General features: G+C 36.7%; 18 protein-coding genes. 5 read left to right on the forward strand and 13 right to left on the reverse strand.

The window, feature by feature from the left end; translation table 11 throughout:
* The 3 genes from NDQ75_RS00670 to mraZ are packed head-to-tail and all read right to left on the reverse strand — an operon-like array spanning position 1 to position 1,688.
* Positions 1 to 318 (reverse strand): FtsL-like putative cell division protein, encoded by a 318-nt coding sequence (locus NDQ75_RS00670; protein ID WP_202028845.1) that lies wholly within the window; start codon positions 316 to 318, stop codon positions 1 to 3.
* Positions 319 to 325: 7 nt separating this feature from the next.
* Entirely contained in the window at positions 326 to 1,222 is an 897-nt protein-coding gene (gene rsmH, locus NDQ75_RS00675; protein ID WP_202028846.1) for a 16S rRNA (cytosine(1402)-N(4))-methyltransferase RsmH, read from the reverse strand.
* Positions 1,209 to 1,688, reverse strand: a complete 480-nt coding sequence (gene mraZ, locus NDQ75_RS00680) for a division/cell wall cluster transcriptional repressor MraZ (RefSeq protein WP_202028847.1) — start codon at positions 1,686 to 1,688, stop codon at positions 1,209 to 1,211. The genes rsmH and mraZ overlap by 14 nt, the downstream gene beginning before the upstream one ends.
* A 286-nt stretch (positions 1,689 to 1,974) precedes the next feature.
* Here mraZ and NDQ75_RS00685 point away from each other — a divergent pair, with 286 nt between their 5' ends.
* Both NDQ75_RS00685 and yihA read left to right on the forward strand, forming a co-directional pair.
* Complete coding sequence (locus NDQ75_RS00685) at positions 1,975 to 2,742, forward strand: alpha/beta fold hydrolase (protein WP_202028848.1); 768 nt, start codon at positions 1,975 to 1,977, stop codon at positions 2,740 to 2,742.
* A gap of 6 nt (positions 2,743 to 2,748) precedes the next feature.
* Positions 2,749 to 3,351 carry a ribosome biogenesis GTP-binding protein YihA/YsxC gene (gene yihA, locus NDQ75_RS00690; protein ID WP_202028849.1) on the forward strand — a complete coding sequence of 201 codons (603 nt, stop codon included), beginning with the start codon at positions 2,749 to 2,751 and terminating at the stop codon, positions 3,349 to 3,351.
* Between the two features lie 3 nt (positions 3,352 to 3,354).
* Here yihA and NDQ75_RS00695 read toward each other — a convergent pair whose 3' ends face one another.
* The 4 genes from NDQ75_RS00695 to gldB are packed head-to-tail and all read right to left on the reverse strand — an operon-like array spanning position 3,355 to position 5,575.
* Positions 3,355 to 3,825, reverse strand: coding sequence for a DUF4252 domain-containing protein (locus tag NDQ75_RS00695; RefSeq protein WP_202028850.1), 471 nt, complete (start codon positions 3,823 to 3,825; stop codon positions 3,355 to 3,357).
* Positions 3,826 to 3,879: 54 nt separating this feature from the next.
* Positions 3,880 to 4,248: a GTPase gene (locus NDQ75_RS00700; protein WP_202028851.1), complete on the reverse strand. Its 369-nt coding sequence runs from the start codon at positions 4,246 to 4,248 to the stop codon at positions 3,880 to 3,882.
* A 32-nt stretch (positions 4,249 to 4,280) separates the two neighbouring features.
* On the reverse strand, positions 4,281 to 4,616 hold the full coding sequence (gene gldC, locus NDQ75_RS00705; protein WP_202028852.1) for a gliding motility protein GldC: 336 nt from the start codon (positions 4,614 to 4,616) through the stop codon (positions 4,281 to 4,283).
* Complete coding sequence (gene gldB, locus NDQ75_RS00710; protein ID WP_202028853.1) at positions 4,616 to 5,575, reverse strand: gliding motility lipoprotein GldB; 960 nt, start codon at positions 5,573 to 5,575, stop codon at positions 4,616 to 4,618. Before gldB ends, gldC begins: the two co-directional genes overlap by 1 nt.
* Positions 5,576 to 5,724: 149 nt before the next feature.
* On the opposite strand from gldB, the gene nadE reads away from it, so the two are divergent.
* Positions 5,725 to 6,516 (forward strand): NAD(+) synthase, encoded by a 792-nt coding sequence (nadE, locus tag NDQ75_RS00715; protein WP_202028854.1) that lies wholly within the window; start codon positions 5,725 to 5,727, stop codon positions 6,514 to 6,516.
* Positions 6,517 to 6,669: 153 nt separating this feature from the next.
* A complete protein-coding gene (locus NDQ75_RS00720) occupies positions 6,670 to 7,299 on the forward strand; it encodes a response regulator (protein WP_202028855.1) in 630 nt (209 codons plus the stop codon).
* On the opposite strand, the gene dnaG is transcribed toward NDQ75_RS00720, so the two are convergent.
* From dnaG to rfbC, 5 genes are all read right to left on the reverse strand, one after another.
* Positions 7,296 to 9,299 carry a DNA primase gene (gene dnaG / locus NDQ75_RS00725; RefSeq protein ID WP_202028856.1) on the reverse strand — a complete coding sequence of 668 codons (2,004 nt, stop codon included), beginning with the start codon at positions 9,297 to 9,299 and terminating at the stop codon, positions 7,296 to 7,298. The two genes, NDQ75_RS00720 and dnaG, sit on opposite strands and share 4 nt — an antisense overlap.
* Positions 9,300 to 9,444: 145 nt before the next feature.
* Complete coding sequence (locus NDQ75_RS00730) at positions 9,445 to 10,509, reverse strand: hypothetical protein (protein WP_202028857.1); 1,065 nt, start codon at positions 10,507 to 10,509, stop codon at positions 9,445 to 9,447.
* A gap of 28 nt (positions 10,510 to 10,537) precedes the next feature.
* Positions 10,538 to 11,260 carry a hypothetical protein gene (locus tag NDQ75_RS00735; protein ID WP_202028858.1) on the reverse strand — a complete coding sequence of 241 codons (723 nt, stop codon included), beginning with the start codon at positions 11,258 to 11,260 and terminating at the stop codon, positions 10,538 to 10,540.
* Positions 11,241 to 11,828, reverse strand: coding sequence for an RNA polymerase sigma factor (locus NDQ75_RS00740; protein WP_242513687.1), 588 nt, complete (start codon positions 11,826 to 11,828; stop codon positions 11,241 to 11,243). Before NDQ75_RS00740 ends, NDQ75_RS00735 begins: the two co-directional genes overlap by 20 nt.
* Positions 11,829 to 12,084: 256 nt before the next feature.
* Complete coding sequence (rfbC, locus tag NDQ75_RS00745) at positions 12,085 to 12,636, reverse strand: dTDP-4-dehydrorhamnose 3,5-epimerase (RefSeq protein ID WP_202028859.1); 552 nt, start codon at positions 12,634 to 12,636, stop codon at positions 12,085 to 12,087.
* Between the two features lie 189 nt (positions 12,637 to 12,825).
* Here rfbC and NDQ75_RS00750 point away from each other — a divergent pair, with 189 nt between their 5' ends.
* Positions 12,826 to 13,203, forward strand: a complete 378-nt coding sequence (locus tag NDQ75_RS00750) for a hypothetical protein (protein ID WP_202028860.1) — start codon at positions 12,826 to 12,828, stop codon at positions 13,201 to 13,203.
* Positions 13,204 to 13,247: 44 nt separating this feature from the next.
* Here the strand turns inward: NDQ75_RS00750 and NDQ75_RS00755 are convergent, their stop codons facing one another.
* A complete protein-coding gene (locus NDQ75_RS00755; protein ID WP_207190453.1) occupies positions 13,248 to 14,018 on the reverse strand; it encodes a head GIN domain-containing protein in 771 nt (256 codons plus the stop codon).
* Positions 14,019 to 14,179 lie beyond the last annotated feature (161 nt).

The raw sequence follows: 14,179 nt of genomic DNA on the forward strand, positions 1-14,179 counted from the left end.
TCATTTTTTATGGGCAACCCTAATTTTTTTCGGCGGAATTAAAGACGGCTTCAAACCAGATGAAACCACTTTGGCCGTTACATTCGATTCCAATCTCACCTGTTGCACTTTCGTCCTTACATCTACAAATTCACTTCGCAACTCCAAAACTTCATTGGTAAGTTTTGCCAGATCGTGCACTTTCTTGTCAGCTTGGTGCGCACTGGAAATCATTATCACGGCCAACATAGACACAAAAAGAATAAAGCGCCAATTCTTAAAAGAATCTTCGCTTACTAAAAACTTTCCTTTCAATATGTCCAGAATCCCTTTCCTCATGTTTTTATTACAACTTTTCTGCTATTCTCAATTTTGCGCTACGCGCTCTATTATTTTGTTTTATTTCTTCTCTCGATGGCGTTATCAATCCGCCCACTTTCCTTAAAGGAACATCTATATTCCCGTAAAAGTCTTTTTCAGGCTCCCCTTCAAACTTCCCGGCTCTCATGAATCGTTTCACCAAACGATCCTCCAACGAATGATAACTTATCACACTCAACCGCCCACCTTTTTTAAGAACCTCTGGAGTTTGCAACAAAAACTCGCGCAACACCTCCATCTCTTGGTTCACCTCAATACGAATGGCTTGATAGATTTGCGCCAAAATTTTATGCTCCTTATGCTGAGGCAAAAACCTTTTTAAAGCAACTTTTAATTCTTCGGAAGTTTTTATAGGTGATTCCGCTCGCTTCTCCACAATGGTTTTAGCAATCGCAGCAGCATTCCGAAGCTCCCCGTACAAACTGAAGACACTTCTTAAGTCTGCTTCCGAATAATCGTTCACTACTTCTTTAGCAGAAATCGGGTTTCTTTTGCTCATCCGCATATCCAAATCGGCTTCAAAACGGGTAGAAAAACCACGTTCTGCCACATCAAATTGGTGCGACGAAACCCCAAAATCACCCAATACACCATCCACTTCTGTTACTCCGTAGAATTTCAAATAACGCTTTAAGAACCTAAAATTCTCTTCTATCAGCACAAACCGCTCATCATCTATTTTATTTTTAACCGCATCTTCATCTTGATCAAAGGCAAACAATCTCCCTTTCTCCCCCAGCCTGCTTAAAATCTCTCTGGAATGCCCTCCGCCACCAAACGTAACGTCTACATACACTCCATCTTCCTTTATCGCCAAACCATCAACGGTTTCCTTTAACAAAACTGGGTTATGATACTCCATCTTCTCCTTCATTTAATTCAAAACCACCCATTACATCTTCTGCTAAATCAGAGAACGACGACGCTCCTTCCTCAAGCACGTCGTAATATTTCTGCTTATCCCAAACCTCAATTCTATCTATCGATTCAGAAAGCACCACCTCTTTTTCAATATCGGCAAATGCCATTAAATTCTTAGGAAGCGACAACCTTCCGCTAGCATCAATCTCAACGACACGAACTCCTGCAGTAAATTGACGGATGAAGTCATTATTCTTTTTCACAAAGCGATTTAGTTTTCCAACTTGCTTCATTTCTTTCTCCCAAGCCGCCATGGTGTAAATCTCCAAGCATTTTTGAAAAATAGACCGTTTCAACACCAAACCATCCTGTAAAACCGGGGCAAGTTTAGCACGCAAAGAAGACGGCACCATTATGCGCCCTTTGCTATCTGCCTTACACTCATATTCTTCTGAAAACTGGATCACCCCCGGATGGTTTTGTCGTTAACTTTTCAAATATAAAGAAATATTTACCACTTTTTACCACTTTTAGCCACTTTTTACCACTTTGTTGATAAATTCCCTCTATCGACGTCAACCATCAGTAAATGCGTGCGTTATAAAATTGTTAATAACTGAAGCTTTCTTTATTTAAGACGGAAAAATGATACTTTTGCGATTTTTAAGGAATAAATAGACAGGGCTGTTAGAAATCGTTCAATATAATTTCGAAATGCCTATATTTGTTTCCGAAGAATGTAATTAATCCTTAATGACACAAGATTTAAAGAAGGAAGGTAAATTTACTTATTTGGAAGTTGGAGAAGGAACCCCAATGATTGTACTCCATGGATTGATGGGTGGATTAAGCAATTTTAGCGGTGTAGCCAATTATTTTTCAGCAAAAGGATACAAAGTATTAATCCCTCAGCTCCCCATATACAGCATGTCTTTACTAAAAACAAACGTAAAGAACTTTGCCAATTATTTAGAAGCATTTATAGAGTTTAAAAACTTAGATAGCGTTATTCTTTTAGGAAATTCCTTAGGAGGACATATCGGTTTGTTACATACCAAATTATACCCACAAAAAGTGAAGGCTTTGGTTATTACCGGAAGCTCCGGTTTGTATGAGAATGCCATGGGCGACGGTTATCCAAAAAGAGGTGACTACGAATTTATTAAAAAGAAAAGTCAGGATGTTTTCTACGACCCTGCGGTAGCAACCAAAGAAATAGTAGATGAAGTTTTTGCCACGGTTAACGATCGAAATAAGCTGGTAAAGACCTTAGCCATTGCAAAAAGTGCAATTAGACATAATATGGCAAAAGACTTGCCGCACATGCACACTCCAACTTGTATAATTTGGGGAGAAAATGATACAGTAACGCCGCCATCGGTAGCGAAGGAATTTCATGAACTTTTACCGGATTCTGAATTGTTTTGGATTGAAAAATGTGGACATGCCCCAATGATGGAGCATCCCAACGATTTCAACACTATTTTGGATGCTTGGCTAGAAAAAAGAAACTTACAATAGTCTTCTATGCAGATTAAATCGGCCCATTTTGTAATGAGTAATTCCGACGTTAGTAAATGTCCGAACGAACCTCTTCCAGAATACGCCTTTATCGGCAGGTCCAACGTTGGAAAGTCATCGCTTATCAACATGCTTACCGACCGTAAAAATTTAGCTAAAACTTCCGGCAAGCCAGGAAAGACTCAGTTGATCAATCATTTTAAAATAAATGAAAACTGGTTCTTAGTGGATTTGCCGGGCTATGGATATGCAAAAGTTTCAAAAAAAGCCAAAAGTACCTTTCAGAAATTTATAACTGCCTATTTTGAGCAACGCCAGCAATTGGTTTCTGCCTTTGTCTTAATTGATATTCGACACGAGCCTCAAAAAATCGATTTGGAATTTATGGAGTGGCTGGGGGAAAACCAAATTCCATTTTCTATCATATTTACCAAGGCAGACAAGTTGAAACCAAAAGCCATCGAGCGGAACGTTAACAATTATATTGACGCGCTCCTGGAAGGTGTTTGGGAAGAAGCTCCGAATTATTTCATCACTTCGTCCTCATCAAAAACCGGAAGGGATGAAGTGTTGAATTACATTGAAGAAATCAACAGCCAAATTAAATAAGGGCTATTGTAATTCAACAACAGCTTTGCTCATTAATTTATCAAGGTCTTTTATTTTAATGTTCCCTTCGGCACTTAGCACCACAAAGTCCTCATCGTCTTTTACCTTCATAAGGATTTCTCTTATTTTTCCCCTTCTCTCAAAATAATAAAGTCCCACTCTTGCCCCGTCGCTATTCACATACATCAACGATTCATAGCCTTTTTTACTTACAAAATTGTTAAACTGAGTTTCCAAGGAAGAAGAAGAAACCTCTTGCCCCACCAAAACACGATATTTAGAAATTCCACTTACCACCTCATTGAGCTCTTTCAAATCCTCGTCATCTACAAACATATTAACTAAAAAGTTGGAGGCGCTTAATGAAAACGCAATATCATCTTTATTTTCTTTTCTGAAAGAATCATAAGGAGTGGAAGCACCACAAGACACCATGATTATGGCTACGGCTAGTAAACTTAAAATTTTGTTCATCTTATTTTGTATTGGTTATACTGGGAAGACGAACAACAAGAAGAATTGTTACAATTACTCTTTTAGTTTTACCCGAATTACTTCCATTAATTCCTCTATACTCCCGATGGCATTAATGGTTTCTGAAGATAAAAATGCTTCTACTTTTCCAGCTTTGCTTTCGCTGAAAACAGCAGGCAATTCGGTATTTGAAAATTCAGGATATCTCTTCTGAAAATCTTCAATATGAAAAAACTTCATCGTTACTTCTGAAGATTCCCTGAAGGATTTCCAAGCTTCTTTTTCTTTAAAATTTCCGTGGGTGAGTTTACAGAGATTGCAAGCATAGGTATTCGGACTCAAAATTTTGTGTGCTGCACCGACCGCCTCATTCCATAGCCCGCCTTTGGCATTGTAAACAAAAATAAGCTTGGAGAATTTCATTTTATTCGAGTAATGTTAACGAACAAATGGTATTATTTGGTAAGCTCCAATTTTTCCGCAAAATAGCTGCAGAAATCACGCATTGTGGCCGTCATTTTATCATCTTGGGTAGCTCTCTGATAGGTATCGCTAAGGGAAACCAAAGTTTGGTGCATAAACTTTTTCATTTCATCCACCGGCATATCCTTTGTCCAAAGATCAATTTTTAAAGTCTCTTGCTTGTCGCTATCCCATACAGAAAGTAAAAAAGCCTTTGCTTTCTCATTTTCCACGCCACCATCTTTAGCCGTCCAACTCAATTTTTCGGGCACTTTATTTTCATCGAGTTCTATATGTAAATTTATATCAGAGCGATGTGTTTTAGCCATTACTTTTCGGGTTTATATTTTGAATTATTAAAAATTTCTTCTGCTGATGTGTTCAGCATTTGCTGCAAAGATACTTCATTATTTTCCATATACGAACGTACAATCTCCCAGCCAATAAATCGGCCCAATCGGCCTGGTGATTCGTTGTCTAGTTCCAAATAAAACTTAGAAAACGGGGCAGGATCTATAAAACGTTCGCTTAATTTCCTATCGGTGGAAAAAAGAAGCTCTCTTTCAATAAAATAGCGCCAAATATAGTTTTCATTGGCTTTCGCCCAATTATATTCTTCTTCTGTATATCCTATAATTTGATTGCTTTCTCGGAAAGGGATAAACAACTGTGTTATGTAATAGAGTTTTCCGTAGTAAACCATTTGAGCTAAAAAAGTTCGGTTTCTTGGGCTCCTAATTTTGCTAGTAGCGATTGTTTTAGCTATATCGACCTCTATTTGCTCCTTTTCAAAATCGTTTTTAATGTATTGCTGTATTCCTCCGTAAAAACGGTGTTCTTTCCCCAAATAGTTATCTAGCCCCAGCAACAGTAAAGTATCTGCATAAATTACGCGGTTCTTGTAATCTACATCCGAAATTACAGTAACCACTTTTGGCGCTTCAAAATTTTCGAAATAGTATTTTATATGTTGAAAGAGCGATCTTATTTCACTTGTGTCCGATTCGAAATCAGGATATTGCTTGCTTATTTCATCAAACAATTCTATTTGCAAAGTATCATTCATTTTAGCTACCCAAACGCTATCTGGAAATTGTTCAGGAAATAAATAGGGATATTCCCTTTTCAACTTAGGTAAATCCGAAGGTGACGCTTCAGAAAATTCTTTATCAAATCTTTTTATTTCAATTTCAACAGGGATATTTCCAATCTCTTTTTCCAATTGAGATTCGGTAGCGCAAGCATATACTATCAAAATGACAAAAAGAAAGCACAAAAATTTCTTCATACACATTATTTTATAAGCAAAAGTGTTTTCGTTTTTTATAAATTTAAGAATCTGTTACATTTGTTTACAAAGTTAGAAGAAAGTAAAAATGTACCAGTCCTTTTTAATTTTACTTTTGAAAAGATAAACGTATTCTAGAACATTGAATTATGCAAACTGAAAAAATTATTACACATATTGTTTCTTGGCTTAAAAATTATGCTGAATCGGCTAAAGTAAATGGCTTTGTGATTGGTATTTCTGGCGGAATTGATTCTGCGGTCACTTCTACGCTATGTGCTAAAACAGGATTGGATGTACTCTGCCTTGAAATGCCCATTCATCAAGCGGAAAATCAAGTAAGCAGGGCGTTAAACCATATTAAGTGGCTTCAAGAAAACTTTCCTAATGTAAAAACTACTCAAGTAAACCTTACGCCTGTTTTTGACAGTTTGGTAGATGCCTTTCCAAAAGTTGAAAACGAAGAAGATAGATTTATGACATTGGCAAACACCCGCGCCCGTTTACGTATGACGTCTCTTTATTATTTTGCTGCATTGGAAACATATTTGGTAGCCGGAACGGGAAACAAAGTGGAGGATTTTGGTGTAGGTTTTTACACCAAGTACGGAGATGGCGGCGTAGATTTGAGTCCGATTGCCGACTTGCTTAAAACTGAAGTTTACGAAATTGCAAAGGTTTTAGGTGTTAATAAAGAAATACAAACCGCAGCTCCTACAGACGGACTCTGGGGAGACGATAGAACAGACGAAGACCAAATTGGAGCTTCCTACCCAGAGTTGGAATGGGCTATGCAAATGGCAGACGAAGGCAAAACGTCTTCCCACTTCAGCGGTAGGCAACAAGAAGTCTTCGACATTTACACCCGTTTTAACCGAGCGAATAAACACAAAATGGTACCAATACCGGTTTGTGAAATCCCTGAAGCGTTAAAAAAATAGTTTCTGTAGTTATCCCGTAAATATTTGAAAATAAGACTTATTTTTACTATATTTACTTACAAATAACTTGTTTTCCCCCAAGCTAACATGAAGCGTATAAAGTACGTTCTGCATTGTTATGGCTTATTCTAACAAACTTTAAAATAAAGTACTATGATTAAGGTTTTAATAGCAGATAATCATCCCATAGTAAGGATAGGTCTTAGCACCATTTTCGAAAAAGACGAAGAAATTGAAATTATTGGAACAGTCTCCACAACTACAGAATTGTTCAATATACTTGCCGTAAAAAAACCCGACATTGTCTTAATGGAAATGGACATTCCTGAGGTTAATGGTATTACGGCATTGAGAAGATTGAAAAAAGATCATCAAAGTATTTCTGTTCTTATTTATAGCTCCCAACCAGAAGAAGTGTACGCGCTGAGTACTTTAAGAGCAGGCGCATCGGGCTACGTTTCCAAAACCGCATCCATCGATATTCTTCGAGCCGCCATAGCTAAAATTGCTGAAGGTGGCATGTTTATTACGAACGAATTGGCACAGCGGTTGGCATTTGATGAAGGCTCTAGCAAACCCCGTAAATTTTTTAGAAAATTATCTACAAGAGAAATTGAAGTTTTGAAATTATTGGCAGCCGGTCGACGCAACAAACAAGTGGCCGAAGAATTACAGCTCAATGAAAAAACAGTTAGCACCTACAAGGCTCGATTAATGAGAAAACTCAATGTAGATAACATGGTGGATATGCTTCAGCAGGCCAAAGCTTTGGAACTCTATTAAGAGTGAAAAGTGGTGTTGGTTACCAATCCAAATCGTTCGGAAAGAATTTTTCGTAGTTCCCAATAATTTTTCACATCTTCAAGTTGCACACTAGTAGCGTTGTTGTTTGCACCGATTAGTGTGTGGATATTATCAACCAACATGTTCAACAACTTTAAGCGTAGCATGGAAATGGTTTGAAAAACCAAAAGACGCACCGACATATCTTTGTCCTTCACCAAAATATCTTTGCTCTCCCAATTGGACAATGCATATTTTTCTTCATTCATTAAAATATCCACGACCAAAGCGTTTTGCTCAAAAGTTAACTGCTGAAGAAAGTCGTCCATCTTTAATTGGCCCTCACGATTGTACATCTCTATTAATTGCGTGTAAATTGCATTAAAATGTTCATTGGCCAATTCTATTTCATCGGTTTGAAGGTCTAGAAAAATCTTTTCGTACACTTTCAAATCAACCTTGACCTCTTTTTCCGTCATATTCCCTTCTTCATCTTCTTCAAGAACAACGTCCGAAAAGGTTTCTGTTTTATCACCATGAAAAAGCAAGATTGCAATAATCGATTTTTCCAATTCGTCTAGTTGATTAACTTTTCGTGATACATTTTCTGAAGTACTTTCAACCTTCTGTAAAGTATTTTTCTTTCTTTCTTCCTTGTATTTCTTATTGGCATCGGAAATTTCTTTACTTCCCAATTGTGCCAAGGTATTGTAAAGAACATCTTCAGAAATATCCATAATTCTGGAACATTCCTGAATATACACTTCCCGCTGTATTCGATCTGGAATTTTAAAGATACTGTGTACAATATCACGGATGGTTTCCGCCTTTTTAATAGGATCATTTTGAGCCTCCTTTACTAAAAGAGATGCTTTAAACCGAATAAAATCAGTAGCATTTTCTTCTAAAAAATTTATCAGCTCTTGCTTGTCATGTTCGCGCGCAAAACTATCGGGATCCTGCCCTTCAGGAAAAGTACATACTTTTACGTTCATCCCCTGTTCCAGAATAAGGTCAATCCCACGAATAGAAGCTCGAAGTCCCGCGGCATCACCATCAAATAAAACCGTAATATTCTTGGTAAGTCGGTTTACCAATCGGATTTGATCGGGTGTTAGTGCCGTTCCACTAGACGCTACTACATTTTCAATTCCACTTTGATGAAACTGAATAACATCCGTATACCCTTCCACTAAATAGCAGTTATCTTCTTTAGCAATTGCCTGTTTTGCATGATAAATTCCATAAAGAACTTTGCTCTTATGGTAAATATCACTTTCCGGTGAATTAAGATATTTTGCAGCTTTTTTATCGGAAGTTAAAATTCGCCCGCCAAAACCTAAAACACGCCCACTCATGGAGTGAATAGGAAACATCACACGCCCTTTAAAGCGGTCGAACATTCGTTTATCGGGAGAGCCCTCCTTTTCCTTTACGATGGTAAGTCCTGTTTTTTCCAGAAATTCCAATTGATACCCTTTCCCCAAGGCCTCTTTTGTAAAGGCGTCCCATTCGTCTAGCGAATATCCTAATTTAAACTTGTCTATAGTTTCTTTTGAAAATCCACGTTCCTTGAAATAAGTTAATCCAATGGCCTTTCCGGGCTCTGTATTTTTTAAAGTGGATTGAAAATAGCCCTGAGCGAATTCCGACACCAAATACATACTTTCCCGCTCACTGGATTTTTCCTTTTCTTCATTGGTTTGCTCCGTTTCTTCAACCTCTATTCCATACTTCTTTGCTAAATATTTTATTGCTTCAGGATAAGTATAATGCTCATGTTCCATTAGAAAAGCAACGACATTTCCGCCTTTGCCACTACTGAAATCCTTCCAGATTTGCTTTACTGGCGAAACCATAAAACTTGGAGTTCTTTCGTCTGTAAATGGACTTAAACCCTTGAAATTGGTCCCCGATTTTTTCAATTGCACAAAATCGCCAATCACTTCCTCTACACGGGAAGCATCAAAAACTTTGTCTATGGTCGCTTTGGAAATCAATTTTAGGCTTTTTGTATTCTAAATTTATTAAATATTTTGCAATGGCTCGGTAAAAATACTTCTGAGGAAATACAATATACCCTTCGGCATACTAAAACAGGATTCAGCAGAAACAATCTGATTGATATTTAGCTTTTCAAAAGTATTATAATTCCATTCGCAAACCTAAGGAAATATTATGTTGTGAAACATTGGGATTGTTAAAAATTTCGTTCAAATCGTACTTCAGATACAATGCAAAACCGCTCACCCCAATATAACTCCCAATTCCGTAAATAAAGTTTTCCGTATTGTAATTATCTATAATTTTTTCTTCAAACTTAATCCCTTCCGTATTTGTCGCCCTAAATTTTTGGCGCGTACTCGTATTCAATCCGGCGTAGCCCCCGATGCCAAATACAAATTTGTGTTGGGTTGAGTAGCGGTAATAACTTCCTTTGTTTTTCTTTACGGACGGACCAAACTCAAAATAAACAGGTATTACAAAATTATCCATTCTTAATTTGGCTTTATGCACCACGCCGTCATACTCCTCGAGGGTTGTAAGCTCATCATTTTTAACAAAATACATATTGTCATCTGCTTTCAAACCACTCGTTTGGTAGGTGATTCCATAACTTACACGTATAGCATTGCTGTTTTTAAGCAGGCGGGTTTTCCACTGCCAACCAATCTCAAAGAACTTGCTCCCTCCCACTTTATAAGGAGTTTCATTAAACGATTCTCCATCGATAATGGCATTATTAAAGCCAAATGCAATTACAATATCCGAATAGGTTCTTTTATCATAGACCCGTTCATGGTCTTTTGAATCACAGTCAAAATCCCAAAAATCGTCGCAATCGTTATCAAAAAATGTCGACTTGGTATCGAAGTTTTCGCCCCTACTCAACAAAGCAATTTCGTTATCTATTATACTTGTTTTATTCTGAATATTCAAAGCCGCTCTTTCGGCAGCCGCTTCTTTTTTTGCTTGGCCAGCTTCTTTAGAAATTTTTCCAGCAGATATTTCATCTGAAATCTGTTGAACTTCTTCCTTCAATTTTTCCTTTTCCTGATTGATAATCATTTGTTTTTGTGCTTCAAGGTGCTCGATTTCTTGCTGATTGGGAACTTGTAAACTATCCATTTCTTCTTCCGTTTGAGCACTTAGAAATTGAACACTAAAAAACAGGGCCGCTAAAGCGACGTAGATTCTTTTTGAAAACATAATTTTGATTTTTTGATTGATGAATAAACTACTCCTTGCGTTCTGCCACAGCGGTTCTTACCTTGACAAAACTTTCTTTGATGGCTTCAAAAACTTTTTCCTTAAATGATTGATCCAGCTCAGTTTCTACTTCTTCCAATAGAGCCAGCGCACTTAAACTATCTGGGGATTGCAACGCCATACGCTCTTTGTAAATGGATTTTTGAGCTTCTAGCAACAAAGCTTCTATTTCCTCATCCGTCACCGAATTGCTCTCTTGAAGCGTTACGATTTTCGATGCTACCTCATTTATTTTTTCAGTTTCATAATCGGTTTCCTCTTCCTTTTTTTCTGTAACCACTAACGACTCCTCGGGCATCAGGATAGCTTCTTTAGTGTCTTTGGGCTCTTCTCGGGACTCTAAAGTTTTCTTAATTGGTTTGCTTTCCGACGCCACTACAGGTTCCTCAATCTCATTTTGCAAGGCATTCTCTTCAAGCTGATTTTTACTACTTTCTGATTTAGCCTCCTTAGCTACTATTTGCGGCTCGTCTTTATTGAAGCCTTCAGAAAAAATATAAGTGCCCCCAGCGAGCAACATTATAACAATTGCTGCAGCTACCCAATAGAATTTTTTGAAAGACGAAGTCTGAACGGAAACTTCATCAGCCTCCAATTTATCCTTTAGTGAATGCCAAGAATTTTCAGATGGAGTTATCTCCCTGGATTCCAGATTTTTTTTAATATGTTCGTCAAGAGGATTTCGACTCATAACCTTGTTTGTTTGTTTCGTTTAATTTTTCCTGCAGCATCCGTCTGGCTTTAAACAACTGCGACTTGGAAGTGTTTTCCTTAATTTTCAATTGTTCCGATATTTCTTTATGCGAATAGCCTTCCACCGCAAATAATAAGAAAACTGTTTTGTAACCTTCGGGCAGTTCATCAATGATTTTTTGCAGATATGCTACGTCCACTACATCCTGAAAATCAATGGTATGGCTATCCTTAAAAACACTTTCATGATTTTCTTCAAAAAAAATCAATCTATTTTTACGTCTTAAAAAGGTTAAACATTCCCGCACCATAATTCTCCGTATCCAACCTTCAAAACTTCCTTTAAATTGATAGGAATCGAGATACTTGAACACTTTAAAAAAACCGGTAATCATCACATCTTCAGCAAAATGAATGTCTTTTACATAATACCTGCAAACCGAAAGCATTTTTGGAGAAAACTGATTATAGATTTCTTCTTGTGCTCCCCTTTGCCCCCGAACTGCTTTTTTAATTAGCTTGTCCTGGTTGCTGTTTAGCGGTATTACTTTCAAGATTTTTCTCATTGTTGGTTCTATTTACATAGACGCAAGTCGAATGGCATAGGTTGCCTGAGCCTTAAATTATTTTCAGAAAATTACAAAAACATGCTGAATCCGTTGCGCCTGCAATCCATAAATTGAAAGCTAACCGTTTAATTTATAGATTTTTGAATGCTCTACAAGTCTTTTAAAATTAGAATAGAAATTTAAAGAAAGTCATTTGCACGGTACCATCTTCACATTTAGCACATAAAGTATTGAAATTAGAGGCAATCAACTATTACTTTATACTGAAAAAATTTTTGAACAAGGGAAGTGTGCGGTCTTTTTCGGCAATTATAACGTCTTCCGAAGCAATCTTCCAATCAATTTTTAAGGTAGGATCGTTATAAATTATGCCGCCTTCAGCCTCCTTATGGTAGAAATTATCGCACTTATAGGCAAACTCTGAAGTTTCACTGAGCGTTGCAAAACCATGGGCAAAACCACGGGGAATATAAAGTTGTTTTTTGTTTTCTGCTGAAAGCTCTGCAGCGATATGCTGACCAAATGTTTCGGAATTAGGGCGCAAATCCACCGCCACATCCAACACGATCCCTTGAACGGCCCTTACCAATTTTGCCTGAGCATAATCCCCTTTTTGAAAATGAAGCGCCCTGATAACCCCTTTTTTAGAAAACGATTGATTGTCTTGTACAAAATCTACTTTGTGGCCGACAGCTTTTTCAAACACTAACTGATTGAAACTCTCAAAAAAATAGCCCCGCTCATCGTGAAAAACAGTAGGTTCGATAAGGAAACATCCTTTTAGTTTGGTCTCTTGAATTTTCATTAAAAATGATATAAATAGTGTTCGGATGTAAAGTTAAAAGAAAATGAGAAATTCGTAGTGGAAATTGAAATAAGTATTGGTTCAATCTTTTTAAACTTCAATGATTTTATTCAAAAATAATCTCTATTTTTAGAAAAATTAAACTCTAATAAAAATTCTTAAAAAATATAACCCCTAAAATATCTTAATATGAAAGTTTATGGTAACTGCTCAAATTGTAATCATGAAATTCCTTATCGAACCAATGCAAATACACGAGTTGAATTTGCAATGAAAGACGGAGAGAATAAAAATCTCAGTTGTAAGGCATGTGGAACGAAGAATGAATTTCATGTAGATAAACTTTTTGCCAATCCCTCAAACTCACCTTTAATAACCTCCCTATTGGTAACTTTAGTTGTTATAGTAATAGCCATTACTATGCTTTTTTATTCTAAAAGTGGATACGTATTAGTAGCCTTTGGATTACCATTTTTTACTTATTTCACTCTCAAAAAGCAAGATCAAAATCGAGTTTCTAATTTTAATCGACGTAATTTGAAAGGACGTATTCACACCAAATATTAAAATATCTATCTCACTAAATTTAATTCAAAAATAAATCTTAGCCCTTACTCCTCAATTATAAGTTTTCCTTTATAATGTTCAGTCACTTCAACGGTTTCGGGCTGGCCCACTAAAATAACATTTCCTGTGCTGAAAATATCACCTTTTAAAGAAGTGCTTGCATTTACAATAAGATCGTTAGAACCACGATGGTAAATATTGGCGTTTTCAACTAAGAAGTTTCTCCCTTCAAACCTTCCATTTCCTGAAGCCATGTTTATATTTAAGTTTTTAGCTTTTCCATTGATAAAAACATTGGAGATTCCATTGAAAACCATCCGAAGGGATTCCGCTTCCACTTCTAAGTAAAAATTAGCGCTGGTAAGATATTCGTTGTTTAAATAATTCTCTGATAATAAGGCCAGATTATCGACTTTAAGAATACCATCGGAGCGAATATCCCTTTGGGTGGCGCTTCTAATTTCGGTAAGGTTAGGTGCTGTTATGTAAATGGTTGTATTGTTATATTCCCTAAAAAAGTTACAAATATTATTATTGGTTAAAATTAATTGGTCATTAACCACTTCAACCTTAATATCATTTAAAAGGTTTTCCCCAGATTGGACTTCCACTTTGTAAATTGAGTCTTGTTTTATGACTACGGAAACTTCTTCATTTACTAAAATCCGAGAAAAAGGAGTTATGTTTCTTTCTTCACGAATCGTTTTTCCAGAAGCTTGGATGCAGTCGTTGGCGTCTTTACTGTCGCATGAGGTTATTAAAAACCCAAGCAAAAAGAAGCTTACAAATCTTAATATGTTCTTTTTTATGTTCATTAAATTAACTTTAAACGAAAGACCCAACATAGAAACTAATTTTGAGCAAATTACAATTCTAAGAATATTTCCTTGATAAGGCCTTTCATTTCTTTTGCTCGCCCAAAAGAAACGAAACAAAGAAAAAGGCGCCTTATCCAAGGAATTTTTTCGACCATGAA

The organism is Galbibacter mesophilus, from assembly GCF_023721415.1.
Taxonomy (GTDB): domain Bacteria; phylum Bacteroidota; class Bacteroidia; order Flavobacteriales; family Flavobacteriaceae; genus Galbibacter; species Galbibacter mesophilus.

Excerpts from the sequence above, each read along its gene's own strand:
- gldC (WP_202028852.1), bottom strand. The coding sequence starts at position 4,616 with ATGGCTAAAACACATCGCTCTGATATAAATTTACATATAGAACTCGAT.
- NDQ75_RS00735 (WP_202028858.1), bottom strand. The coding sequence starts at position 11,260 with ATGAGTCGAAATCCTCTTGACGAACATATTAAAAAAAATCTGGAATCC.
- rsmH (WP_202028846.1), bottom strand. The coding sequence starts at position 1,222 with ATGGAGTATCATAACCCAGTTTTGTTAAAGGAAACCGTTGATGGTTTG.
- NDQ75_RS00695 (WP_202028850.1), bottom strand. The coding sequence starts at position 3,825 with ATGAACAAAATTTTAAGTTTACTAGCCGTAGCCATAATCATGGTGTCT.
- NDQ75_RS00685 (WP_202028848.1), top strand. The coding sequence starts at position 1,975 with ATGACACAAGATTTAAAGAAGGAAGGTAAATTTACTTATTTGGAAGTT.
- rfbC (WP_202028859.1), bottom strand. The coding sequence starts at position 12,636 with ATGAAAATTCAAGAGACCAAACTAAAAGGATGTTTCCTTATCGAACCT.
- NDQ75_RS00700 (WP_202028851.1), bottom strand. The coding sequence starts at position 4,248 with ATGAAATTCTCCAAGCTTATTTTTGTTTACAATGCCAAAGGCGGGCTA.
- NDQ75_RS00755 (WP_207190453.1), bottom strand. The coding sequence starts at position 14,018 with ATGAACATAAAAAAGAACATATTAAGATTTGTAAGCTTCTTTTTGCTT.
- yihA (WP_202028849.1), top strand. The coding sequence starts at position 2,749 with ATGCAGATTAAATCGGCCCATTTTGTAATGAGTAATTCCGACGTTAGT.
- NDQ75_RS00730 (WP_202028857.1), bottom strand. The coding sequence starts at position 10,509 with ATGTTTTCAAAAAGAATCTACGTCGCTTTAGCGGCCCTGTTTTTTAGT.
- nadE (WP_202028854.1), top strand. The coding sequence starts at position 5,725 with ATGCAAACTGAAAAAATTATTACACATATTGTTTCTTGGCTTAAAAAT.
- NDQ75_RS00720 (WP_202028855.1), top strand. The coding sequence starts at position 6,670 with ATGATTAAGGTTTTAATAGCAGATAATCATCCCATAGTAAGGATAGGT.
- gldB (WP_202028853.1), bottom strand. The coding sequence starts at position 5,575 with ATGAAGAAATTTTTGTGCTTTCTTTTTGTCATTTTGATAGTATATGCT.
- NDQ75_RS00750 (WP_202028860.1), top strand. The coding sequence starts at position 12,826 with ATGAAAGTTTATGGTAACTGCTCAAATTGTAATCATGAAATTCCTTAT.
- NDQ75_RS00670 (WP_202028845.1), bottom strand. The coding sequence starts at position 318 with ATGAGGAAAGGGATTCTGGACATATTGAAAGGAAAGTTTTTAGTAAGC.
- NDQ75_RS00740 (WP_242513687.1), bottom strand. The coding sequence starts at position 11,828 with ATGAGAAAAATCTTGAAAGTAATACCGCTAAACAGCAACCAGGACAAG.